Origin of the sequence: Pseudocoprococcus catus, from assembly GCF_019734885.1 — a bacterium.
Lineage (GTDB): Bacteria > Bacillota > Clostridia > Lachnospirales > Lachnospiraceae > Coprococcus_A > Coprococcus_A catus.
This window is the reverse complement of the sequence record NZ_JAAXCM010000020.1, coordinates 23,998-49,861: the sequence shown is the minus strand read 5'-3', so window position 1 is coordinate 49,861 and position 25,864 is coordinate 23,998. Positions and strand designations below refer to the sequence as shown.

Here is a 25,864-nt window from a genome sequence, read left to right as displayed (position 1 = left end):
AACACGGATACCTTTTATACACAATATACTTATTCAGTTCTGCTATTTGCTGTTAAATACATCCCGATTCAGTGCACCGTCCTGATTCGCCACAATGACCGTACACATCGCATCACCAGTGATATTGACCATTGTTCTTGCCATATCAAGGATTCGGTCGATACCCATAATCATGGCAATGGCCTCAACAGGCAGGCCAACGGATGCAAATACCATGGACAATGTAATCAGACCAACTGAAGGTACACCGGCTGTACCGATGGATGCCAGTGTCGCCGTTGCAATAACTGTCAGATAATCTGTCGGTGTCAGTGCAATGCCAAATGCCTGCGCCGCAAAACAAACTGCCACACCCTGCATAATGGCTGTACCATCCATGTTGATGGTTGCACCCAGCGGAATGGTAAAGGAAGAAATCTTCTTGGATACACCAATCTTCTCATCCAGTGTCTCAATCGCCATCGGAATCGTTGCATTAGATGTGGCTGTTGAGAATGCAAAACTCATAACAGGGAAGTATTTGCGGATAAACTTGTACGGATTCAGCCTTGTAAAAATCGCCATCAGGGCAGAATAACTGCCAAGGCAATGAATCGCCAGCGCTCCAAGTACACAGAGCATATATTTTGCCATCGGAATAAATCCCGAAAAACCGATATTGGAAAATGTTCTGGAGATCAGACAGTACACACCAATTGGTGCTGCCATCATGACCATGTTGGTCATCTCCATCATGATATCATTGAACTGCGCAAAGAAGTTGGAAACAACTTCGACTTTTTCACCGAGTTTTGCAAGTATAATACCTACAAAAAGGGCAAATACAATAACCTGAAGCATTGTACCATTTGCCAGGGCTCCAATCGGGTTGGTTGGAATAATATTCAACAAAGTCTCAGTCAGTGTCGTACTCTCAGCCACCGTGACTTCCTGTGTCTGAATCGCAGCTGTATCCAGGCCGAGACCCGGTTTTACAATCGTACCAACTGCAAGAGCAATTGAAATCGCCAGTGCGGTTGTGAAAAGATAGAACACAATGGTCTTCACACCGACTTTACCCAAAGTTTTCGTATCACCAATAGCTGCACTGCCGCAGATCAGCGAACAGAATACAAGAGGTACAACCAGCATCTGCATGAGTCGTAAGAACCCCTGCCCCACAACATAGAAAATACCATCAACCAGCACTGTATCTCTGACATATCCCGAAGGAACAAAATAATATAAAATAATACCTGTAAACGCACCAAGGAACAATCCGATAAAAATCAGCGTTGTCATTCCCAGCTTCTTCTTGCCTTTGTCCTTTGCCATCCTTCTACCCCCTTAATTCCTGAATATATTCTTTCATGGCATCCTGCCACCGAGGCATCCGATAAATTCCCGTCACTTCCATCATCAGATTTCTGAGGAATGTATTTCTCGGACTGTTCTTACCTGACTCTGATGGTACAGCTTCAATTCTGCCTGTCGGATTCTGTCCCATGAGTCTGAGAATTTCTTCTGCCGCCTCCACTCTGCTGCAGCATCCTTCACAGGAGGCATGATAAATGCCGTACTCATTGGCATCAATCATCTTCATAATGAAGTCAGCCAGCATCTTGGCGCTTGTTGGACTGCTGTACTGTTCAGCTGCCACGCGGATCACACCGCCCTCTTTTGCCTGGCGAATCACAGAATTAACAAAACAGCTGCCCTCCCTGGCATAAACCCATGAACTTCTGACAATCAGATGCTTCGGATTCAGCTCGCGGACAAAATTCTCCCCGGCAAGTTTGGACTTGCCAAAAACCGTGTCCGGTGTGGCTACATCAAACTCCGTCAACGGTGCACTTCCCTGTCCATCAAAAACATCATCCGTTGACATATGAATCAGCTTCGCTCCAACCTTACGGGAAGCTGAAGCAACATTTCTCGCACCAATGGCATTGACTCTGAAAGCCTTCACCATATCCTCTTCCGCCCAGTCATGGGTATTGTAACCGGCACAGTTAATAACCACCGCCGGATGACTCATATCCATGAAAGCTGTGACACTGTCCATATCTGTGATATCCACATCCAGATCCGATGTCAGAACATTGTATTCCATACGGTCAAGAGCATCACTAATCGTACTGCCAAGTCTTCCCTTGGCACCGATAATCCAAACCTTTGTTTTACTCATAAACATCCTCCATTCATTCGTCATTTCACACACTAAGTGTTAAATACCTTATTTAATCTTTGGCCTGATTTCGATATTTTAGCCTAAAAAAACAGGGCAACAAGCCCTGTTTCGCAACTTACCTTCCCATAGTATAGCATATCCTTTGCCCTATATACAATATTTTATTACAAAAACATCTGGTAAATCAGGGCAACTGGTCAGGCAGTTTTTATTTTTTACTTTTTATTTGATTTCACTGTGCATCTGCTGCAGTGATTTGACTTCATTATTCTCTTCCATATGCGCTTTGACATAGCCGATGCCTTCAGCGGTTGCTTTGGCTGCTGCGATGGTTGTCATATATGGAATCTTTGCCTTGATGGCTGCTTTTCGAAGGTAACTGTCATCATGCACACTTTCTTTACCTGCCGGTGAGTTAACCACAAGATCAATCTTGCCATTCGTAATCATATCCAGAATGTTCGGACGTCCTTCATAAAGTTTCTTCACCTTTTCAGCCGGAATACCGGATTCATTCAGCAGATCACAGGTCTTTCCTGTTGCAATGATCTTAAAGCCGTCTTCATGGAATCGCTTTGCCACATCCACGACTTCTGCTTTATCTTTCTTATTCACGGAAATCAGGACCGTGCCTTCAAGCGGAAGCTTCAAGGATGCAGCTTCCTGAGCCTTGAAGAAGGCTTCTCCATAGGACTCGGATAAGCCAAGTACCTCACCAGTTGAACGCATTTCCGGTCCGAGAACAGGGTCTACTTCCGGGAACATATTGAATGGGAAAACCGCTTCCTTGACGCCATAATATGGAATCTTCTGCTCTTTCAATTCCGGAACAGGTGATGGGCGGCCTGTTAATTCTGATGTAATAATATCTGTTGCCAATGGCACCATACGGATGTTGCATACCTTGGATACAAGCGGCACGGTACGGGATGCTCTCGGATTGGCTTCCAGAACATACACTTTGCCGTTCTCAATGGCATACTGCATGTTCATCAGGCCTCTGACATGCATCTCCTCAGCGATCTTTCTTGTGTATTCCTTAATCGTTGCCACATTCTCATCGGAAATATGAACAGACGGCAGGATACAAGCAGAGTCACCGGAATGGACACCCGCCAGCTCAATATGCTCCATAACAGCCGGTACAAAGGCATGTGTACCATCGCTGATAGCATCTGCCTCACATTCTGTAGCATGATTCAGAAAACGGTCAATCAGGATTGGTCTGTCCGGCGTCACACCAACTGCAGCTGCCATATAGCCGGCCATACTCTCATCATCATAGACAACTTCCATACCTCGGCCGCCAAGAACGTAGGATGGACGCACCATAACCGGATAACCGATCTTATTGGCAATCTCCAGTGCTTCATCAACAGTTGTTGCCATGCCGGATTCAGGCATTGGGATTTCAAGCTTTTCCATCATGGCACGGAACAAATCACGGTCTTCTGCAAGATCGATGACTGCAGGTGCTGTACCAAGAATCTTTACGCCGTTTTTCTCAAGCTCTGCTGCCAGATTCAGTGGTGTCTGACCGCCAAACTGGGCAATCACACCCAATGGCTTTTCCTTCTTATAAATACTGAGAACATCTTCCAGTGTCAGCGGCTCAAAATAAAGCTTGTCAGATGTGTCATAATCGGTAGAAACAGTTTCCGGATTACAGTTGACAATAATGGTCTCAAATCCAAGCTTCTTTAAGGCAAGGGCTGCATGTACACAGCAGTAGTCAAACTCGATACCCTGACCGATTCTGTTTGGTCCGCCGCCAAGGATCATAATCTTCGGTTTATCCTCGGATACAGGATTCCTGTCCCCTGCATTGTAAGTAGAGTAATAATAAGCACTATCCTTTGTACCGCTGACATGAACGCCTTCCCAGGCCTCTTCAACCCCCAGGCTGATTCTGTGATTGCGGATCTCATCCTCCGAGATCTCCAGCAGCTGGCTCAGATACTTATCAGAGAAACCGTCTTTCTTTGCCTGGATCAAAAGTGCATCTGACGGCAGATGTCCTTTGGATTTGAGGATTTCTTCTTCCTCCTCAACCAGTTCACGCATCTGCTCGATAAAATATGTCTTCACCTTTGTCAGGTCGAAAATCTCTTCTGTTGTTGCACCCTTGCGAATAGCTTCATACATGATAAAGTGACGGTCACTTGTCGGATTGATCAGCAAATGAAGCAGTTCTTCCTTTGTCATGGTGTCATAATTCTTCGCATGACCGAGACCATAACGTCCTGTCTCAAGGCTTCGGATTGCTTTCTGGAAGGCCTCTTTGTAGTTCTTGCCGATACTCATGACTTCACCCACAGCACGCATCTGGGTGCCAAGCTTATCTTCTACGCCTTTGAACTTCTCAAAAGCCCAGCGTGCAAACTTGATAACAACATAATCACCGTCCGGAACATATTTGTCCAGTGTACCGTATTTGCCGCAAGGAATATCCTTCAATGTCAGACCTGTTGCCAACATCGCGGATACAAGGGCAATCGGGAAACCTGTGGCCTTGGAAGCCAGAGCAGATGAACGGGATGTACGTGGATTAATCTCGATAACAATGATTCTGTCTGTCACAGGGTCATGGGCAAACTGTACGTTTGTACCGCCGATAACCTCAACAGACTCAACAATCTTATATGCCTGCTCCTGAAGACGTTTCTGGCATTCTTCGGAGATGGTCAGCATCGGTGCTGCGCAGAAAGAGTCACCGGTATGCACACCCAACGGATCAATATTCTCAATAAAGCATACTGTAATCATGTTGTTGTCTTTATCACGGACAACCTCCAGCTCCAGTTCTTCCCAGCCGAGAATGGATTCTTCAACAAGGACCTGACCTACAAGGCTGGCCTGAAGACCTCTGGCACAAACGGTCTTCAGTTCTTCCTTATTATAAACCAGACCGCCGCCGGCGCCACCCATTGTGTAAGCCGGGCGAAGAACCACCGGATAATCCAGCTTATCCGCAATGGCAAGGGCTTCCTCCACACTATAGGCAACCTCACTTCTCGCCATCTCAATACCAAGCTTATCCATGGCATGCTTAAATTCAATACGGTCTTCACCACGCTCAATGGCATCCACCTGTACACCGATAACCTTCACATTATATTTGTCCAGAATACCGGCCTTGTTCAGCTCCGCACACAAATTAAGACCGGACTGTCCGCCAAGATTAGGCAGAAGGGCATCCGGACGTTCCTTCGCAATAATCTCTTCAAGACGTTCCACATTCAGCGGCTCAATATACGTTACATCCGCTGTCTCCGGGTCCGTCATAATCGTTGCAGGGTTGGAATTGACCAGTACAATCTCGTAACCCAGTTTTTTCAATGCCTTGCAGGCCTGAGTGCCTGAATAATCAAATTCGCAGGCCTGACCGATGATGATCGGACCAGAACCAATAATAAGTACTTTGTGAATGTCTGTTCTCTGTGGCATGATAAAATCCTCCTTATTTTAATTACTATTATAGACATAGCCCGTACCTATTCACAAGCTTTTTTTCCCAGAATTGTAATTAATTGTAAGGCCGTTATTTATTAATGTACATTATAAACAGGTTGAATTGCACATTTTAATCAATAGTCCTCTCTCTGCTATCATTTTTATCAATATTTTTAATATATTCATTGATTTTTATAATAATAAACTGTATACTATTACTAACGACTTTAGACACGATTACAGGAGGTCCCTATGGATTTTAAACAATTACAATCTTTCATTTCCGTTGTCCGCTGCAAAAGCTTCACGGAAGCCGCTGAGGAACTGGGCATCTCGCAGCCTACCATCAGCACCCACATCCGAATTCTGGAGGAAGAATTAAATTCACGGCTGATTGTCCGCACAGCCAAAAGCTTTGAAGTCACCCCCCGGGGTACAGAGCTTTTTGAATGTGCACAAAATATTCTGAAGCTCAGAGACGACATGATCAACCGTTGGAACGGCCACGATTCCAAGGTGATTCGTCTGGGTGTTTCCACAATTCCATCTGCTTATATTCTTCCGGAAGTACTTCCCACCTTCGGCAAAAGCCATGAGGACATCTATTTTGTTGTCACCCAGAGCGACAGCCGCGGCATTATCGATGCGGTTCATAAAGGCAGTTATGACCTGGGCCTTGTGGGAATGAAAACCGATGACGAGCAGCTTGTTTTCCGGAAGTTCTATCAGGATCGTCTGGTGATGATCGCACCTGTCAACGACTATTTTCTGGAAATGAAGGATACAGGCAGTTTTTCCCTGGAAGAAGTCCTTCAGGAACAGCCTGTGATCCTGCGCGAACAGGGCAGCGGCACCGGCAAATCCGCTTCTGCTTTCCTTGAGAAAATCGGCATTTCCGAAGATAAGCTCCACATTGCAGCCCGCATCAATGACCAGGAAGCTATCAAAAACCTTGTTGCCGGCGGCCTCGGCGTCTCCATCGTCTCCGAGAAAGCCGTCCATGACTATATCGATGCCAAACGGCTGCTGCAGTTCGAACTGCCCGGACATATCGCCGGCCGGGAATTCTACATCATTTACCATAAGGAGTACATTTTAAAAGACTACGTCTGCGAGTTTATCAGATACCTGGAGCACTGCTATAAACAGTAACTTTTCATGATACTTATCAGGCAATTGCGAAACCTCTCACACCTGAAATAAAACTAATTATTTTGATAGTTTTACCAGCACACTGCAGGGTTTTACAATGCCTGTCAATCAATACACCAAGGGGGATTTTACAATGTTGAATTTACCGGCTAATTTTGAAACCTATGCCGAAGCCCGCAAAGCCGGCTTCATGAAGATGAAAGAGATCAAAGACAATGGCGGCCGCATCGTGGGCGTATACTGTTCTTTTGTTCCGCAGGAGCTTCTGATGGCAGCCAATGCTGCCGCTGCGCCTTTATGCGCTTCCAGCGATGAACCGATTCCTGCTGCCGAGACGAAACTGCCCCGAAATCTCTGTCCGCTGATCAAAGCCAGCTACGGTTTCGCACTGACAGACACCTGTCCGTATTTCTATTTCTCAGATTTCATTGTGGGTGAAACTACCTGTGACGGCAAGCGCAAGATGTTTGAGCTGATGAACGAGTTAAAGGAAACTTACGTTATGCAGCTGCCTCACTCCAGAGACGAAGCTGCTCTCCGCTCATGGACCGGAGAAGTCATCCGCCTGAAAGAAAAACTGGAAGATTTTTATCATATTACAATTACCGAGGACCAGATCCGCGATGCCATCCGTCTGAAGAATCATGAACGTCGGGCTATGCTTGGTTTCCTTGAACTTGGCAAGCTGAATCCTGCACCGATCAGCGGTTATGAGATGGGCACCCGCCTGGACGGCCTCGGTTTTAACTTTGACCTTGAAGAGCGCATTGCCATTATCGAGGAACGTACAAAAGAAGTTCTGGCAGACTGGGAAGCCAACTACAAAGGCAAAGAAAGTACACGTCCACGTATCCTGATTACCGGATGTCCTAACAGTGGTGTTCGCGACAAGATCATTAAAACTGTGGAAGAATTAGGCGCTGATGTAGTTGCCTTTGACTGCTGTAACGGCACCCGCGAAAAAGTGGAACCGGTCGACGAAAACATGCCGATTTATGACGCTCTTGCGAAAAAATACCTGAACATCAACTGCTCTGTTATGAGCCCGAACAACAGCCGTATGCAGTATATTGACGAAATGATTGACGAATATCAGGTAGACGGTGTCATCGAAATTATCCTTCAGGCCTGTCATACTTACAATATCGAATCCCATTATGTGAAACAGACTGTAACGAATAAAGGAAAATCCTACCTGATGATTGAAACTGATTATTCCCAGGCAGATAAAGGCCAGATCCTGACCCGTCTGGAAGCTTTCCTTGAAACATTGGAGAAATAAAAAAGCAATGAGTACAACACCTGTTTATTTTGCCGGTATTGATATCGGTTCAACCGCCTCCAAGACTGTTGTCCTAAAGGATGGTAAAATTGAAGATTATTTTGTACTGCCCACAGGATGGAACGGCCGTGAAACAGCCAATGCCATTCTGGAACAGCTGAAAACCCGGGGCTATGCCGATGCCATGCGCTGCGTGGCCACTGGCTACGGCCGCATCTGTGTAGATTATGCCGACAAAATTGTTACGGAAATCACCTGCCACGGCAAAGGTGGATGGGCCATTTTCAAGAAAAATATGACCATTATTGATGTGGGCGGCCAGGACACCAAGATGATCAAAGTCATTGATGGACAGGTGGCAGATTTTCTGATGAATGACAAATGTGCCGCCGGCACCGGCAAGTTCATTGAAGTCATGGCTACCCGTCTGGGAGCTGATTTGAATGAAATGTATGAAATGGCCGCTCACGGACAGCCATTGGCTATCAGTGCTATGTGCACAGTTTTTGCGGAGTCTGAAGTCATAAGCCATATCGGCTCCGGTGAAAAACGCGAAGATATCGCCGCCGGCGTTATCCACTCTGTAGCCAGCCGTGTGGCCAATTTGGCTGCCCGCTTCGGGCTTGAAGAGAATATCGTTCTCACCGGCGGCCTTTGCGAAAGTCCTTATTTTATTCAGACACTTTCCGACAAAATCGGACACCCCGTTGAAACCGATGCATTTGCCAGATATGCCGGTGCTCTGGGTGCCGCACTTACAGCCGCCAAAAGGAGGGATTTAGAATGATTTATCTGGATTCATCGGCCACTTCTTTTTTGAAGCCTCCCCAGGTAGCTGAAGCAGTTTTCAAATCCTTCAGCACCATCGGCAACGCAGGAAGAGGCGCCCATGCTCCGACACTGAACGCCTCCCGGTTAATCTATGACACCCGGGACAAACTGGCTGCCCTCTTCGGTTCACCGGACCCGTCCCGGATTGTTTTTGCATGCAATGCCACGGAAGCACTGAATATCGCCATTCACGGTGCCGTCCACACCGGTGAACATGTCATCACAACCGCCTGCGAACACAATTCTGTCCTGCGTCCTCTTTATTTGAAGGAAGAGGCAGGTACAGAATTAACGATTATTCCCGCTGACGAAAAAGGACGCATCCGATATGATCTATTGAATGCGTCCTTGAAGCCTAACACGGCTGCCATTGTCCTGACCCACGCTTCCAATCTGACCGGCAATGTCACTGACATGGCTTTTGTATCAGATTTCGCCAAAAAGCATGGCCTGCTGCTGATTGTGGATGCTTCCCAGACAGCCGGAAGCATTCCGATCAATGTCATGGACATGGGCATAGACATTCTCTGCTTTACCGGACACAAGGGTCTCTTCGGTCCCCAGGGAACCGGCGGCCTCTATCTCCGGGAAGGCTTAACCCTGCCGCCATTCAAATCCGGCGGCAGCGGTGTTCACAGCTTCGACAGACATCACCCGGCAGATATGCCGACAGCCCTGGAAGCCGGCACATTAAACGGACACGGCATTGCAGGACTGAATGCCGGTCTGGACTATATCCAATCCATAGGTGTCAAAAATATCCACAATAAAGAAATCAGCCTTGCCCGCCGTTTTCTCGCAGGTATCACCGATATTCCTGACCTGAAAATTTATGGCGATATGGATGCGCCCCTTCGCGCACCGATTGTCTCCCTCAACATTGGCGATATGAGCTCTGCTTCCGTCAGTGATATTCTTTGGGAGGACTATGAAATCTGTGTCCGTGCAGGTGCCCACTGCGCACCGCTGATGCACAAAACATTCGGTACAGAAAAACAAGGGGCTGTCCGGTTCAGTTTTTCGTGCTTTAATACCGAAGATGAAATTGACAGGGCGGTTCAAGCTCTGCACGAGATATCAGAATAGCTATTCTAAAGAATCCGCATATTTTAATATTTACGATAAACAATAATACGTCAACAAAATAGAGCAGCAGATGGGCAATCACCCCACCTGCTGTTCTATTTTTTGAACAAACCTTTTGCAAAAAATGCAATCACCTTATAAACCGGGTTCTCCATATGACGAACCACCTGTTTTAATTCTTTGCGGACAGCAATCCTCTGCGGACAATGCTGTTCGCATTTTCCGCATTGCCTGCACAAAGACGCATTGGTCCGCTCTGCCCTGAAAGTCGTACACATCAGATACTCCCGCATCCCCGTAAAAAAGTTATCGGTGTAGCGAACATTATAACATCTGAAAGCTCCTGGGATATCCACACCATATGGGCAGGGCTGACAATAACCGCAGCCGGTACAAGGTACCTTCATCTTCTCATTCACGGCACTTCTGACTTTGCGAAACAGCTGCTCATCTGTATCTGTCATCTCGCCGGCCCTCACTGTATCTGCAATCCGAATATTTTCCCGGATCATATCCATACTGTTCATACCGGATAACACCACTGCGATCTCCGGCTGATTCCAGAGCCATCGAAGTCCCCACTCCGCCGGACTGCGCTTCGGTCTGGTTTCCGCAAACAAATCTCTCGCTTTCTTCGGCAGGCCGTTCACCAGTCTGCCGCCCCGCAGTGGCTCCATAATAATCACTGGAATGCCTTTCTTTGCCGCATAAGCCACACCCTCTGCACCGGCCTGACTGTGGATATCCATATAATTATACTGAACCTGACAAAATTCCCAATCATAGGCATCGATTAACGCCATAAAATTCCGGCTGTTGCCATGATAAGAAAAACCAATTCGGCGAATCTGTCCCTTTTCTTTCTTCTCCTTTATCCAGTCCAGAATCCCCATCCGGACTAATTTCTCCCAGATATGCACATCCGGCAGCATATGCATGAGATAGTTATCCACATAATCCGTCTGCAGACGCTTCAGTTGTTCACAAAAAAGCTTCTCAAGCTCATCAACAGAGTGAATAAGATAGTGGGGCATCTTCGTGGCAATCTGAATCTGCTGACGCCAGTGATTCTTCGCCGTCAGTTCTCCCAGCACCTTCTCATTGCCCCGATAAATATAAGCCGTATCAAAATAATTCACTCCATGTGCAATGGCATAGGCCAGTTCCCGCTCTGTCTCCTCCATATCCACACTACCGCCCTTTTTCGGAAAACGCATACATCCGAAACCGAGAATCGACCAGTCATTTTGTCTGTATTCCATCTCATCCTCCTTTATTATTTCATATAACAGCCATCTGTTAACTTTTCATTTGCTCAAAGCACAACATCTTTCATCTATTATACACCAAACGCTCCTGCATAAACCTACATTTCTGTGCTGAAATCGAAAAAAGAGGCCATTGCCGAAGCAATGACCTCTTTCGAATTATTAAATTGTGATTACTGTGTAACTTTTACAGACTTTGTACTCCAAGCAGAGAAATCCGTCTTGTTGCCAACTTTCTTGTAGGAACGAACACGGAAATAGAAAGTTTCACCCTTCTGTAAACCTTCGATCGCTACAGCATTTCCATTTGCTACACTAACATTTTCCTGCTGAGTTTCATTCTTAGCGAACTTGGATGTATCTGCAAGCTGAAGCTGGTAACCATCTGCTTCCAGATTTTCTTTCCATGCAATACCGACCTGTCCCTGCCCTATAGAGACAACGTCTGTGATTGTAGGTGTCTGTAATCTGCAAACGACTTTACCTGTAAAGTAACCTGAATCATTACCATTGTAAGGTCTTACAGCATATACATATGTTACACCATTCTGGGCTTTCTTATCTGTATAAGATACTGTGCTGCCCTTCTTGATGGTTGCAATCTTTGAATAGCTGCCGCCATATTCCTTACGGTATACGTAATAACCTTTTGCTCCGGCTACTTTGTTCCACTTAACAATAATACCATCGTTAGAATTGTACAGTGAAGTAATATTGCCAGATGCAAGATAGTTTACACACTTACCTGCAAACCAGCCTCTTGATCCGCCGTTATAACCTCTGATTGCGTATACATATGTTGTACCGCTCTTGAAGGAGCTTGATGGATCTGAATAAGTTAAAGTATCATGTCCTTCTACTTTGGCAATCTGCTTATAGGTACCACCATATTCCTTACGGTATACATAGTAACCTTCTGCGCCATCAATCGCATCCCACTTAACTGCAATTGCATTACCTGTATGAGACAGGGAAGTGATCACACCTGTTGAAAGATACGTATTGCATCTACCAGTAAATGAACCCATTGTGTCACCACAGTAAGGTCTTACTGCATAAACATAAACCGTACTGCTTGTAAGCGTTGCATCCTTATCTGTGTAAGATACATTCTTCTCACCCTTTACAGTTGCAATCTGTTTGTAGCTGCCACCATACTCTTTACGATATACATAGTAACCATCTGCTCCGGATACCTGGTTCCACTTAAGTGTCACCTGACCATTGCCATTTTCAGCAGATGTAATCTTACCTGCGTTCAGGCAGATAAACTTAACACCATTCTTATCGTAGTTACTTGTGTAAACATTGTAATCATTGTAGCAGCGAACAACATATGCATATTCAGTGCCGCTCTTAGCACCTTTATCTACGATGCTTGTATCTGCTGTCACACCAACTGCATCCCATCCGCTAGAAGATGTCTTTCTGAATACACGGTATTTCTCAGCACCTTCTACAGCTGGCCAGGAAATGTTAACGCCATTTGTTCCGTTTGAAACTGTCGGCAGTTCTGGTGTTGCCAGTGGATTGATCTTTAATGTGTACTGTGCAGATGCATCATTGTAGTTTGCATCACCGCCAACTTTTGCTGTAATTGTAACTGTACCGTAACCAATGATAGAAACTGTACCGTCTTCAGCAACTCTTGCTACCTTTTCATTACTTGAAGTATATGCGATACTATCTGCTGATGCTTCTGTCACCAGTGCATTATCAACAGTACCCTTTGCAGTGTAATCAACTACAACACTTTCATTTGTATACTTCATAGCAACTGTTGCTTTTGTAATTTCGAATGTTTTTTCTACAGAACCTTCATAGTAATCACCTGTGAAAGTTACTTTCACTGTATACTTACCAACATTCTTTGCTGTTGGATAGGAAACTGTGTAGTTCTTGTCAGCCGCAATTGTTGTACCATCTGCTGCTGCCACTGTTACTGCAGGCTTAATTTCCTGTCCAGTGTAAGTGTAAGTTGTTGCTTCCAGAGCAATTGTCTTTGGATGAGAAATTGTCTCTGTTTTTTCAACCTTGTTACATCTTGAACATGTGTAAGCAATTGTACCATCATTTGCTGTTGTCGCTTTCTTTGTTACAACTGGCTGATAATCATGTCCCTGAGCCTTAACAGTTACTGTCTTCTTCTCAGGATTTGTGTAAGTCTGGCCTTTAAACTCTGTTGATGCTGTATATGTGACAACGCTATCTTCTTCACATGTTGGTTTATCAGAAGTTTCTGCTACCTTAACCTCAGGTGTCTGTACATCTGTCTTATCATTTGCACATGTAAATGTTGCTGTTGTTGTCCACTTACCGTCTTTCTCTTCCCATGGAGACCATGTCAGTTCATACTTATGACCAAGTGCTTTAATTTCTTCTTTCTGAGTATCTGTGTACTCTTTGCCATCAAATGTCACTGTGGCTGTATAAACTGTCTCACCTGCGACTTCACATTTTGCATCTGTTGTTTTAGATGTGATAGTTGCTTCTACAGTCTGAGTATCATCACCACGTTCACACTTAAATGTTGCAGTGGCTTTTGTATAGCCATCCCATTTCCATGTTGGTTTACCATACTTATGACTAAGTGCCTGTCCTTCTACAACCTTCGGATTTGGATTTGTATAAGTCTTACCACCAAATTCTGTTGTTGCTGTATATGTCACAGTTCCTGCTTTTGTACATGTTGCATCTGTTGTTTCTGATGTTACTTTGACTTCTGGTGTCTCTACATGATTCTTATCATTTGCACATGTGAACGTTGCTGTTGTTGTCCAGCTGCCATCCTTTTCTTCCCAGTCTGACCATACTGGTTCACCATACTTATGTTCAAGTGCCGGTAAATCAACTTCTTTTGGATCTGCTGTTAATGTACCGATTTCCTTACCATCAGCATCTGTAACTGTCGCTGTTGCTGTATAAACATCTTTACCAGCTTCTGTACATGTTGCTGCTTTGGAATTTTCTGTATCCTTAGCAACTTCTACTTTGATCTGGTCTTCTTTGGCTACATCGCCACAAACTGTACACTTCACATCAGCGACAGTTGCTGTGTAACCAGTTACGTTACCAGCATCATCTTTTTTTTCAGCCCATGTCCATGTACCGGTGTACTGATGCTGACCTGCGTCAGATGTCTTCTTATCAGTTGCAGTATATCTGTAACCATCATCTGTCTTGCCTGTTGCTTTGTAAGTAGATGTTACCCCCTGATCACATGTACCAGTGTGGCCAACAAGTTCAGCTTTAACTGTTACTGCTTCGTCTAAAGTTTTATTAATAAACTCTCTGTTGGCTTTGTTTGTGTCATCGGATTCAAGCAGGCAATCTCTCTTGTTGATCTGTGCTTTACATGTTGTACATTCCAGTTTCTGGAATGTAACAGTTGAATCGTCATCACTCCACTTCGCATCTGTTGCTGTGTAAGCATGACCTTCAGCTGCATTCTTCTGTGCCTCATCCCAGAGGGCTTTCTTCTTCTTATAATTCTTTTTTAACTGTTCAGTCGCATACTTTTCGTTAGGCTCTACAGGTTCTGAGATACCTAAACCACACTCTGGGCAAACATAGTTATCTGCTTCGTTCCACTTGCCACTACTGTCTTTTGTATAATAAACTTCATGGAACTTGATGAAATGATGATCATGTGCAGTACCTTCTTCTTCTACACGTGTACCATCTTTGATCAGGCCACAATCTGTACAACGTTCTTCTGTGAACGCATTACGTCCGCAGAAAGCTGGTACAGAAACTTCTTCATAATTATGAGAAGTACCTGTTAAAGTATCCATATCAACAGTATCTACAAAGTTCGCAGACCACATGAATTCATCGTTATCATTTGTCTGGTTACCCATAATCTGCTGATAGTACTTATAATTGGTATAACCTGAATTATAATCTGTTTCCTCAAATGAATAACCATAGTTAGTATGATCTGTTACACTGCTCTTACCGGAAATAAATGCAAAGTTTGTTGCAATAGAAACAATCATCTTGCCATCTTTGATTGTCAGACCGGCAATTGGGTGATTGGTTACCGTAAAGACAGCATTGTCTTTATCTGTTGTTGAGAAAGCCATACCACCAAACAGTTTTGTCTTATCTCGTTTTGCAAAAACTTCATTGTATTCTTTTACAACAGCTACAGAACCATCTGCAGGATCATAGGAAACAATGTCATTGGATACGTTGAAGTAAAGCTTACCATTGTCAGCCAGAGCTGCTGTCAGGTCAATGGCTGGATAAGCGCTCTGTTCATCTAAAAACTGTGCATACAGTTTAGTCAGCAGATCACTCTTCTCCATCTTACCGTCTTTGAGAACACTAACAAATGTATCATTGTCATTTTCTTTATCTGTGAAGTTAATCAGTGTTTCATAATCACTCTCACCAGCCACATTGCCGTCACTGTCTTTTGCCAAATCATCATTTGCCAAATTATGACGAACCAGTTTATATTCTGACGCTTTCTGGTTCTGACTCAAGCTTGTTCTTGAGAATAAACCAGTAGAATCATACAGATAGTAGGCATATCCACCTTTGTAGTAAACATTACTTGCTGCACGAGACATCCAAGCATCTTCATAGGACTGATCCGTTGCAGCACTTGTATACAGAGATGTGATGCTTTCATAATTACCCTTATATAAACTTTCTGTACTTGTCTGGCTGAACATAAAGAAACCATGGTTCATATCGCCATCTGTCTCAACACGGTCACGGCTCATAACTTCTGTATAAACATCTGTGTAACATGAGTCAATATAATACCACTTATCATTTTCAAGTTTTACAGCATTCCAGTAATGATCGGAACCAAAACCTTCCTGTTCTTCACCATACATTGTAACATCTGAACTGAAATGGATCTTTACAAGGTCAACGGTGTAATTCTTGGATATATCCAATGCGCCATCTGTATAATACAGTTCCTTGGAAGTCTTCCAGTTATCACATACTTCAGATGTAGATCCATCATCTGCTGTCACTGTTTTCTTACTGTCATACGCATCTGTCTTATCAGGATCAATCAGATAGATCTTTTTGTCCAGGCACTGTACAAGATATGAGAAAGCTTTTGAATAGCCAAGACATACGGATGTACCCTTACCAAACACACCAAACTGAGTTCCTTCCCAATAATTAAGAATACCTGTTGTCAGCTTAGTTGCAGCTGTCTTGGTAGATTCTTCAATAGCTTCCTGGTAAGTATACATCTTGCCATCCTCTAATTGAACTTTCTTGTCTGTACTCTGCAACTCTTGCTGTGTCAACTGTTCTACAGTCATAGTTACACCGTTAACTTCAACACCATCTGTTTCGGCGCTCTTAATAAAAGCATCTGCCTGCTCTTTCATCTGATCAGCAGCTTCAGCGCCATAAGCCTTTCTTGCAAATCCATCCGGGTCTTTGTCAATTGCATCTTTATTTTCTTTTACATAAGCTTCTGCTTTCTCCTGTGCTGCCTGTCTCTCTTCGTCTGTAGCTTCACTCTCTTCTTTATTCAACGCCTGCTTATAAGCAGCCTGCTGAATAGCCTGTTCATAAAACTGTTGACGCAGAGAATCTTCGATCCCCGCATATACTGAATCATGGAAGTTCTGCTCAATTTGAGGCTTGTAGACACTGTAAATTGTATTATATACATCGTCTTCATGTTCTTCTTTCTGAGGTTTTTCAGCAACCATCGGCTTCTCATCGTCAGATTTACCAGAGTTCATGATATAAGACATATCGAATGTATTCTCATGAGCCAGCCAGTCATTCAGAACAAGGAGCTTCTGAGCTTTTGTCTGTGCACCGGATGCATCTACAGCAGCAAGTGCATCTTTTCTTGCCTGGATAACATCATCACCATAATAGTTAATGCCAAGCTTGTCACCATACATGAAATTAAGAATCATGCCGGTAAGATCATTATAGCTATATTTGCCATCTCTGACATCCTGTACAGATGCGCCATCTAATGCCAGCATCTCACCAAGAATACCAAGTCCATCCTTATTATCATCATTAAAATTGAGAAAGTACGGATTCTGAACACCGAGTACATTGGCATTGGCTGACCACTGATCCAGATACTGTTGATACATACCAACAACTGTATTAATCTGGTCTTCTGTCAGCTTCTTGGTTTCAGCCTGTTCATCTGCTTCATCTGCTTCATACAGGTCTGCTGTGCTGATGTTAGATTCATTGGATTCTGTGCCGGCTTCGCCGCCAACAATCTCAACCTCTTCCAGTGCTTTTCTCAGACTCTGGATAGCAGGATCAGATTCATCAATTTCCACGTCCTTTGTCATCTGTTCTGCAACAGCTGCATTGGCACCCTGGAAATTAATGTTGATATCACCAATTGAATAAACCGGCGTCTCTGTCTCTGTCTGAATTTCTGTTTCTTCTGTCGCTGTCTGAGCTTCTGTTTCTTCTGTCGCTGTCTGAGCTTCTGTTTCTTCTGTCGCTGCAGGTTCTGTCTCTGTCTGAACTTCAACCGCTTCAGTTTCTGCTGCTGATTCTGCAGCAGGTACCACTTCTTCATCTGCGGCTGTCTGAGCTTCAACCTGCGCTGCATCTGTATTATCCACACTGGCTGCCCATGCTGTAGAAGGAGCCATTGTGGCGATCATGGATGCAATAAGCGCCATAGAAACAATTCTCTTAAATCCTTGTTTCATGTTTTCATTCCTTTCTTTTTGTCATAATTTTATCCCAGTGCCATGCACCGGTTCCATCCACTTACTCACTCTATGCAAATAAGTGAAAAATTATGGTTGCTTTGTGTCCTCCCCGTTTGATTTCCTTAATCACCCTCCCTCGCTTTCTTCATTTTGATACTAATTAATCTTTCTGACATTGCTGTTCTCCTCTCTCCTCTCACTGACATCCTTCTTAAATAATGGGTCGGTAAACAAAAGGCTAAAGCTTCACAGCTTAGTCTCTGATTTCATTATAGGTAAAATCTACCTTTTTGTCAACGATGTAAACCGCAGAATACAAGGAAATTCGACACTATCAGCCACTTTTTCAGATGAATTCCCTGACTACAAAATAAGTCTGTTTATTAATAAACTTTTTTCCCGCGGAATATTAACAAATGTTAACATCTACAATCAATATGTAATCTTTCTCTTTTTTGTTTCTTTGCCATTCCTTAGCAGTTTTTCGACACCACATCAATGCCATGCTATTGAATTTTTCTTTCCAAAATGCTATACTCATCATGCTTACTTATGCCTAAATAGTAAAATATAGTAACTGTTCAGAGCTAACCTCCAAAATGCTACGCATTTCGTCGGTGTGGCGTATCCGCCAAATAAAATTTCAAAAACAGTCTTAAAAATGCAAGCATTTTATACCTGTTTTTTGAAATTTTGCTTGGCTCTGAACAGTTACAAAATATAAATTTAATCCTCGATGGATTGCGAAACTCTTATCTCTTTGGATAAACCATCCTGATTAACCGTTCGCAGCAGGTGCTTCATTGCTGGCCGGTACTTAGGTGGTGTCCTTTAGCACCTTATGTACCGCTGCCAAGCAATGGCAGTGCGAACGTGCCTGCTGTGAACGGTTAATCAGGATGGTTTTCAAAATCCCTGAAGTTTCGCAATCTCGATGAAAAAAGGAAAATCCTATGACTTATACAGAACAATGTGCCCCGCTTATCCGGCATATCCACTGTGCTATGGAGAAAGAAGCCAACAACAAGCTTCGTGAAATGGACCTGACAGTTTCTCAGATCTATCTGCTCCAGGCACTGAACCATGCCCCCGGCGGCACACACGCACTTACACTCAAAGAACTTGAACGCCAGCTGCAGATTGGCCAGTCCACCACCGTCGGTCTGGTTCAGCGGCTGCAGAAGAAAGATTTTGTCACCTGCACCCAAAGTGTTGATGACAAACGTATAAAAATTGTCGCACTGACCACAGCAGGAGAGAGCATCTGTCAGGAAGCAGAATCCCATATGGTATGTGTCTTTGACCATATGTCAGAAGGTCTTTCCGAAGATGAGAAGAAGATTTTACTCACACTGCTGAGGCGCGTTCAGCAGAATTTCATTCCGAACCGGGACTCAAAAATGAATCTTGAGAATATATAGGAGTCACACCATGACAAATTCAAACAATACCAAAGATACACAGCTTTTCGTGGGTATTGATGTCGGTTCCACAACCACCAAAATTGTGGCCATTGATCCTGAAAAGCATGAAATTTTATTATCCAATTATAAACGTCACAATGCCGCACAGGCTCAGAGCCTTCAGAATGCCCTGACCTTTTTGGAGAGCAACTTTCCAAATGCCCGTATCCGTCTGGCCCTGACAGGCTCCGGTGCCAAGCATCTGGCCGAAGCCCTTGGCTGCTGCTATATTCAGGAGGTTGTGGCCAACTCCATCGCCTTGCAGAAGGAATATGCCGATGTAGGTACTGCCATCGAACTGGGCGGTCAGGATGCGAAGATGATCTTCTTCCGCCGTGATCCGGCCACCCAGACACTGAATGTAGCTGATATGCGTATGAACGGCAGCTGTGCCGGCGGTACAGGTGCTTTCATTGATGAGATTGCTTCTATATTAAAGGTGCCTGTGGAAGAATTCAACGAACTGGCTTCCCAGGGCAGCTGCATTTATGATATTTCCGGCCGCTGTGGTGTTTATGCCAAGACAGATATCCAGCCACTGCTGAATCAGGGTATTTCCCGTCAGGACCTGGCGCTGTCCTCCTTCCACGCCATTGCCAAGCAGACCATCGGCGGTCTTGCTCAAGGTCTGGACATCCAGAAGCCTGTTGTTTTTGAAGGCGGTCCTTTGACCTTCAATCCGACACTGGTCAATGTTTTTGCTGAAAGGCTTGGCCTGACACCGGAAGAAACGCTGCGCCCGTCCCATCCTGAGATTATGATTGCCTATGGTGCAGCCCTTTCTCTAGACGGTATGTTTGCAGGCAATTCTTCATGGTATGCGCCAAAGCACTACCTTGAACTGTTGGACAATCCGAAGCTTCGTGCCCATTTGCAGGCCTCTGCCGACGGTCCACGTTTTTTCGAATCCGAAGAGGAACACCGTGCATTCAATAAACGCCATCAGCTTCCGGAATTTACACCTTATGTACCAAAGAAAGGTGAAACTGTCCATGCTTATCTTGGCATTGATTCCGGCAGTACCACCACGAAATTTGTACTGATGGATGAGAATGAGAATATTCTTGATTCATTTTATGCACCAAATGAAGGGGACCCGCTGACAGTTGCCAGGACAGCCCTACTGACCATCCATGACCGCTACGAAAAGGCTGGTGCCAAACTGGATATCATTGCCGCAGGTACCACAGGCTACGGAGAGCTGCTTTTCTCAAAGGCTTTCAGCACAGAATGCCATGTGGTGGAAACCGTTGCCCACGCCCGGGCTGCGGACAAGTATATCAAAGATGCCACATTTATCCTTGATATCGGCGGCCAGGATATGAAAGCCATCTGGATCGACAACGGCATTATCACCAATATTGTTGTCAACGAAGCCTGCTCCTCAGGCTGCGGCTCCTTCCTTGAAAACTTTGCTTCATCTTTACATATTCCGGTGGAAGAAATCGCTGATGCTGCTTTTTCATCCGACCACCCCGCTTCCCTTGGCAGCCGCTGTACGGTTTTCATGAACAGCAGCATTGTCACGGAGCAGCGAAACGGCAAACAATCCGCAGATATTATGGCCGGCCTGTGCCGTTCCATCATTGAAAATGTTTTTACAAAGGTTATCCGAATCTCCAATTTGGACAGTCTGGGGAACAAGATTGTTGTCCAGGGCGGTACATTCAGAAATGATGCCGTACTTCGTGCCCTTGAGCAGTACACCGGCCGTGAAGTCATCCGTGCCCCTTATCCCGGCATCATGGGTGCCATCGGCGCTGCCCTTATTACCAAAGAGCGTTTCGAGCAGAACCACCCGGCCAAAACATTTATCGGCATTGACGGTGTGGCTGATTTTTCCTATACACAGGAAGCCAACGCCCCTTGTCCCTTCTGTGCCAACCATTGTAAACGAACCATTGTCCGTTTTTCCAACGGCAATTCCTGGGTAACCAACAACCGGTGCGAACGCGGCGAAATCCTCGGTGATCCGAAGGATGCTTCTGTCCGACAGCAGCTTGCAGATGCCAAGAAATCCCGTGAACAGACACCAAATCTTTTCAAACTTCGACAGGAACTGCTGTTTAAAGACTACCCTTATCCGAAAGCTGCTAAAGAACGTGACATCACCATCGGTCTGCCCCGGGTGCTTTCCTATTGGGAAACCATGCCATTCTGGACCACCTTCTGGCGTGCTCTGGGATTTAAGATTCAATTGTCCGATCTGAGCACACGCAAAATTTACGAAGACGGACTGTCTGCGGTCACTTCCGATACCGTCTGCTTCCCTGCTAAACTGGTGCACGGACACCTCCGCAATCTGGCGAAAAAAGGTGTGGATCGTATTTTCATGCCATCCATCACAACAGTAACCTCTGAAAATACAGAGAGCACCAGCGAATCTATGTGTGCCATTGTCAAAGGCTATCCGATTGTCATCCGCAACTCCGATAACCCGGAGAAGCGTTGGCATATACCCTTTGACGCACCGCTTTTCCACTGGTACAGGAGTGAGGACAGAAACTGTCAGCTCACCGGCTATATGGAGAAGACTTTCGGCATTTCCCCGGCAGAAACCAGGCAAGCCATCGCAGCCGCCGATGACGCTGAAAAACAGTTCCACGATGAAATGCATCGGGCAGGAAAAGCTGTTCTTGACGAAGTCACTGCCAATGGCAGCTATGCCGTTGTTCTGGCCTCAAGGCCATATCAGAACGATGCCCTTGTGAACCATGACCTTCCGGAAATGTTTACAAGTCTCGGCATTCCGGTGCTGACGGCAGATTCTCTGGAGGAAGCCGACCATGTGGATCTGAGCATGAGCCGGCTGGATATTGTCAATAATTATCATGCCCGCATGCTGTCCACTGCTATTCTGGCTGCCAGAAATCCACATTTGGAATATGTGCAGATTGTCAGCTTCGGCTGCGGCCATGATGCTTATCTTTCTGATGAAATCATCCGCCTGATGAAGGAGATTTCCGGCAAGACACCGCTGGTTCTGAAACTGGATGAAAGTGATATTCAGGGGCCGCTGCGTATCCGTGTCCGCTCCTTTACGGAAACTGTCAGCATGAATCATGCCGTTCATCCGAAACTGGATATCCATCCGCTGGAAGACCCTTATCCGGTGAAATTTACAAAGGAAGACCGCCGCAAAAAGATTGTCCTGGTTCCGAATACCTCCCATGCTTTCTGTCGGATCATGTCAGCCGCCATGCGGGGACAGCATATTCAGGCAGAACCGCTGGAAATCGGCCGTGAAGAAGCCATCCTCCTTGGAAAGCAGTATGTTCACAACGATATCTGTTTCCCTTGCCAGATCGTAATCGGTGAAGCACTGGCTGCATTAAAGAGCGGCAAATACGACGGCAAAGAAGTAGCCATCGGTATGGGCAAATATATCGGCGACTGTCGTCTGACCCATTACAGTGCCCTTCTTCGCAAAGCTCTTGATGATGCCGGATTCCGTGATGTGCCGATTCTCACCAACGATGATGTAGACTACCACAATATGCATCCCGGCTTCCGAATGAGCCTGGGTTCCGCCATCCGTCTGGCTTTTGCTCTGCCTGTGATTGACGTACTGGAAGAACTGCTGCGCAAAATCCGACCTTATGAAAAGGTGGCCGGAAGTGCCAACCGAGCCTTTGAAGAAGGTATGGATGCCGTTGTGGAAGGCCTTGAGCTTCACGGCATCAGCGGTCTGAAAAAAGGCTTCATGAAGGCCATCGACCTGATGAACCGGGTAGAATACGACCGCACCAACCGCCGTCCGCGGGTTCTCATTGTCGGTGAATACCTGCTGAACTTTCATCCGGGTGCCAACCACGATATTGAAGATTATCTGGAACATAACGGCTTCGAGATCATTGAAGCCCACATGACAGACGTCATCCAGAAGTCCTATTTCTATCTGGATGCGCAGATTAAAGAATATAAATTAAAGAAACCGTTAGACAAGAAGATTTGGTTTTCAACTGTAGATAAGGTTTTCGACATGGCCCACAATATGACAGATGCCATTGCCAAAAAGCATCCTCTCTATACACCCGCCTGCCGAATGCCTGACCTTGTCAAGGCCAGCGACCCGATCATCCACCACACATTTGATGCCGGTGAAGGTGTCCTGATCCCGGGTGAAATCCTGCATCATGCCAAGGACGGCTGCCGTTCCTTTGTCATCCTTCAGCCATTTGGCTGCCTGCCAAACCACGTAGTCGGCCGAGGCATCAGCAAGCGGCTGAAAGAAATGTACCCGGATGCACAGATCCTGCCTCTGGACTACGACCCGGATGTCAGCTTCGCCAACATCGAAAACCGACTTCAGATGCTGATTATGAACGCCAAAAGCGGGAATATCAAGGATAAGAATTAATATTTCGAAAACGATGTACTAGTATCTCACCATGAAAAGCAATACTTCATGTAAACTTATTTTTTGCAATGTGTGTCGAATAATGTAAGTTTTTGAATTTTATTCATGTAATTTAGTGTTAATTTATAGCATATATTCGTTGATTTTTACACGAATATATGCTATTTTTATGTTAAAGAGTCTTTTCCGCATAAAACAGCCTTCCATACCAAGGCCCGCAAACGTGTACTAAATTTTATTTTTACAAATTACAGAAGGAGGTTTTCATTGTATGTATAGAAAAGTTATCCGTTTTCTTGAGGATTGGCAAAACAGTCCCCATCGCAAGCCACTAATTCTCCAAGGCGCACGACAGGTCGGCAAAACCTACTCCATTCTGGAATTTGGCCGCACCCATTATGACAATGTCGCTTATTTTAACTTCGAAACCAATCCCAAACTCAATGAAACATTTGATGAAAATATCAGCCCTGATTACCTGATTCCTATCTTATCACATATCGCCGGTCAAACCATTGTTCGTGAAAAAACACTGATTGTATTTGATGAAGTTCAGTTATGCGAACGGGCATTAACTTCACTCAAGTATTTTTGTGAGGATGCCCCGGATTATCATATCATTGTTGCCGGAAGTCTTCTTGGCGTGGCAGTTAATCGTGCCAGATTTTCATTTCCTGTAGGTAAAGTTGATATGAAAACACTTTATCCCATGGACATTGAAGAATTTATGCTGGCTATGGGTGAAGAAACCTTAGTCCAACAAATCCGCCAATGTTTCGACGCTAATACCCCTTTGCCATCTGCCCTTCACGAAGCCGCACTGATGCTCTATCGCCAATATCTCGTTGTAGGCGGTATGCCTGAGTGCGTCCTTCAATTTGTTGAAACCAAGGATTATATTCTTATTCGTCATACACAGGATACCATTTTGGCCAGTTATCTGAATGACATGAGTAAGTATAATACTTTAAATGAAATCAAGAAAACCCGATTAACATACGACAACATAACCGTTCAGCTTTCCAAAAAAAATACACGCTTCCAATATAAATTAATTAAAAAAGGAGGACGTGCATCCGAATTTGAAAATGCCATTGAATGGCTGACCTTATCCGGTATCGTATCGCAAATATATAAAGTTGAACAAATCAAAAAGCCATTGGAAAACTACAGGGATATTGATTCCTTTAAAATATATGTCTCTGACCTTGGTCTGCTCTGTGCCAAAAAGGATTTGGCTGCAACAGACATTCTCTATATGGTGGACGAAATCAATGATTTCAAAGGCGGTATGACAGAAAATTATGTCAATACACACCTTACAATCAATGGTTATAAAACTTACTATTGGGAATCCAATCGCGGGGCTGAAATTGATTTTATTATTCAACGAGACACGCATATCATCCCTATCGAAGTAAAAGCGGCTGACAATACACGTGCCAAAAGCTTAAAATTATATATGGATACTTACAAACCAGCCTATGCCATCAAACTTTCAACCAAAAACTTTGGATTTGAAGATAACAAAAAAATTGTTCCGCTTTACGCAGTTTTCTGCATATAAATTTCAAATAAACATTGCTATCTTAAAACTAACGTCTCTTAATCGTCTCTTTTGAGGCGCATATCTTATCCGCAACACACAGAATCCAGCTCTCCCGATATTTCGGCGGGACTGGATTCAGTGGAAACATATGCTTTCGAATCATGTCCTGCTCAATCTCGTTCAGTTCAAAATCCCGCATGGCCTTCTTCAAGGCATCTCCTGCATGGGTGACACCATGCCATTTATGGCTTTCATCCGGTATATGCCAGTCGTATAAGAAATAATCATGCAGAAGTGCACCTCGCACCAGTGACCGCATATTTACTTCTCCCGGAAAATGTTTTACAATTCTCAGACACATCCGAGCCACCGCCAGGGAATGTTCGTATACCGACATCCTGCCGTGCTGTCTGAATGTTTTCTCAGACTGCATACCCGGGGATGACAGAATATCCCGGCCATATAAATTGATTAAATACTCTAAATCATCGTCTTCATCTATATTCTCGCTGTTTTTATCAAATTCAGACATCGTTATCATCCTCTGCATTTACCGCCTCACATATC

13 protein-coding genes are annotated in these 25,864 nt (G+C 44.8%); 7 read left to right on the top strand and 6 right to left on the bottom strand.

Annotated features, from left to right (window positions below; all coding sequences use genetic code 11):
• Window positions 1-42: 42 nt before the first annotated feature.
• The 3 genes from HED67_RS02270 to carB all read right to left on the bottom strand — a co-directional run bounded on the left by HED67_RS02270 (window position 43) and on the right by carB (window position 5,617).
• A complete protein-coding gene (locus HED67_RS02270) occupies window positions 43-1,314 on the bottom strand; it encodes a dicarboxylate/amino acid:cation symporter (protein ID WP_178438295.1) in 1,272 nt (423 codons plus the stop codon).
• 4 nt (window positions 1,315-1,318) lie between these two features.
• The gene (rfbD, locus tag HED67_RS02265; protein WP_221717394.1) at window positions 1,319-2,167 is read right to left on the bottom strand and encodes a dTDP-4-dehydrorhamnose reductase; all 849 of its coding nucleotides are present in this window, start codon (window positions 2,165-2,167) and stop codon (window positions 1,319-1,321) included.
• A gap of 225 nt (window positions 2,168-2,392) precedes the next feature.
• Window positions 2,393-5,617 (bottom strand): carbamoyl-phosphate synthase large subunit, encoded by a 3,225-nt coding sequence (gene carB / locus HED67_RS02260; RefSeq protein WP_178438299.1) that lies wholly within the window; start codon window positions 5,615-5,617, stop codon window positions 2,393-2,395.
• A 258-nt stretch (window positions 5,618-5,875) separates the two neighbouring features.
• Between carB and HED67_RS02255 the strand changes: the two genes are divergently transcribed.
• The 4 genes from HED67_RS02255 to HED67_RS02240 all read left to right on the top strand — a co-directional run bounded on the left by HED67_RS02255 (window position 5,876) and on the right by HED67_RS02240 (window position 9,974).
• Window positions 5,876-6,775, top strand: a complete 900-nt coding sequence (locus HED67_RS02255; protein WP_221717393.1) for a selenium metabolism-associated LysR family transcriptional regulator — start codon at window positions 5,876-5,878, stop codon at window positions 6,773-6,775.
• Window positions 6,776-6,908: 133 nt separating this feature from the next.
• Entirely contained in the window at window positions 6,909-8,057 is a 1,149-nt protein-coding gene (locus tag HED67_RS02250; RefSeq protein WP_221717392.1) for a double-cubane-cluster-containing anaerobic reductase, read from the top strand.
• 7 nt (window positions 8,058-8,064) lie between these two features.
• Window positions 8,065-8,844 (top strand): acyl-CoA dehydratase activase, encoded by a 780-nt coding sequence (locus HED67_RS02245; RefSeq protein WP_178438306.1) that lies wholly within the window; start codon window positions 8,065-8,067, stop codon window positions 8,842-8,844.
• On the top strand, window positions 8,841-9,974 hold the full coding sequence (locus HED67_RS02240; RefSeq protein ID WP_221717391.1) for an aminotransferase class V-fold PLP-dependent enzyme: 1,134 nt from the start codon (window positions 8,841-8,843) through the stop codon (window positions 9,972-9,974). Before HED67_RS02245 ends, HED67_RS02240 begins: the two co-directional genes overlap by 4 nt.
• A gap of 95 nt (window positions 9,975-10,069) precedes the next feature.
• Here HED67_RS02240 and HED67_RS02235 read toward each other — a convergent pair whose 3' ends face one another.
• Window positions 10,070-11,236, bottom strand: coding sequence for an aldo/keto reductase (locus HED67_RS02235; protein ID WP_221717390.1), 1,167 nt, complete (start codon window positions 11,234-11,236; stop codon window positions 10,070-10,072).
• A gap of 179 nt (window positions 11,237-11,415) precedes the next feature.
• Window positions 11,416-17,922: a hypothetical protein gene (locus tag HED67_RS02230; RefSeq protein WP_221717389.1), complete on the bottom strand. Its 6,507-nt coding sequence runs from the start codon at window positions 17,920-17,922 to the stop codon at window positions 11,416-11,418.
• A gap of 956 nt (window positions 17,923-18,878) precedes the next feature.
• Between HED67_RS02230 and HED67_RS02225 the strand changes: the two genes are divergently transcribed.
• The 3 genes from HED67_RS02225 (at window position 18,879) to HED67_RS02215 (ending at window position 25,315) form a co-directional block, all read left to right on the top strand.
• The gene (locus tag HED67_RS02225; protein ID WP_178440314.1) at window positions 18,879-19,346 is read left to right on the top strand and encodes a MarR family winged helix-turn-helix transcriptional regulator; all 468 of its coding nucleotides are present in this window, start codon (window positions 18,879-18,881) and stop codon (window positions 19,344-19,346) included.
• Window positions 19,347-19,356: 10 nt separating this feature from the next.
• On the top strand, window positions 19,357-23,748 hold the full coding sequence (locus HED67_RS02220; RefSeq protein WP_221717388.1) for an acyl-CoA dehydratase activase: 4,392 nt from the start codon (window positions 19,357-19,359) through the stop codon (window positions 23,746-23,748).
• 271 nt (window positions 23,749-24,019) lie between these two features.
• Entirely contained in the window at window positions 24,020-25,315 is a 1,296-nt protein-coding gene (locus HED67_RS02215) for an ATP-binding protein (protein ID WP_178440310.1), read from the top strand.
• Window positions 25,316-25,343: 28 nt separating this feature from the next.
• Here HED67_RS02215 and HED67_RS02210 read toward each other — a convergent pair whose 3' ends face one another.
• On the bottom strand, window positions 25,344-25,829 hold the full coding sequence (locus tag HED67_RS02210) for an HD domain-containing protein (RefSeq protein WP_246612082.1): 486 nt from the start codon (window positions 25,827-25,829) through the stop codon (window positions 25,344-25,346).
• Window positions 25,830-25,864: the final 35 nt, after the last annotated feature.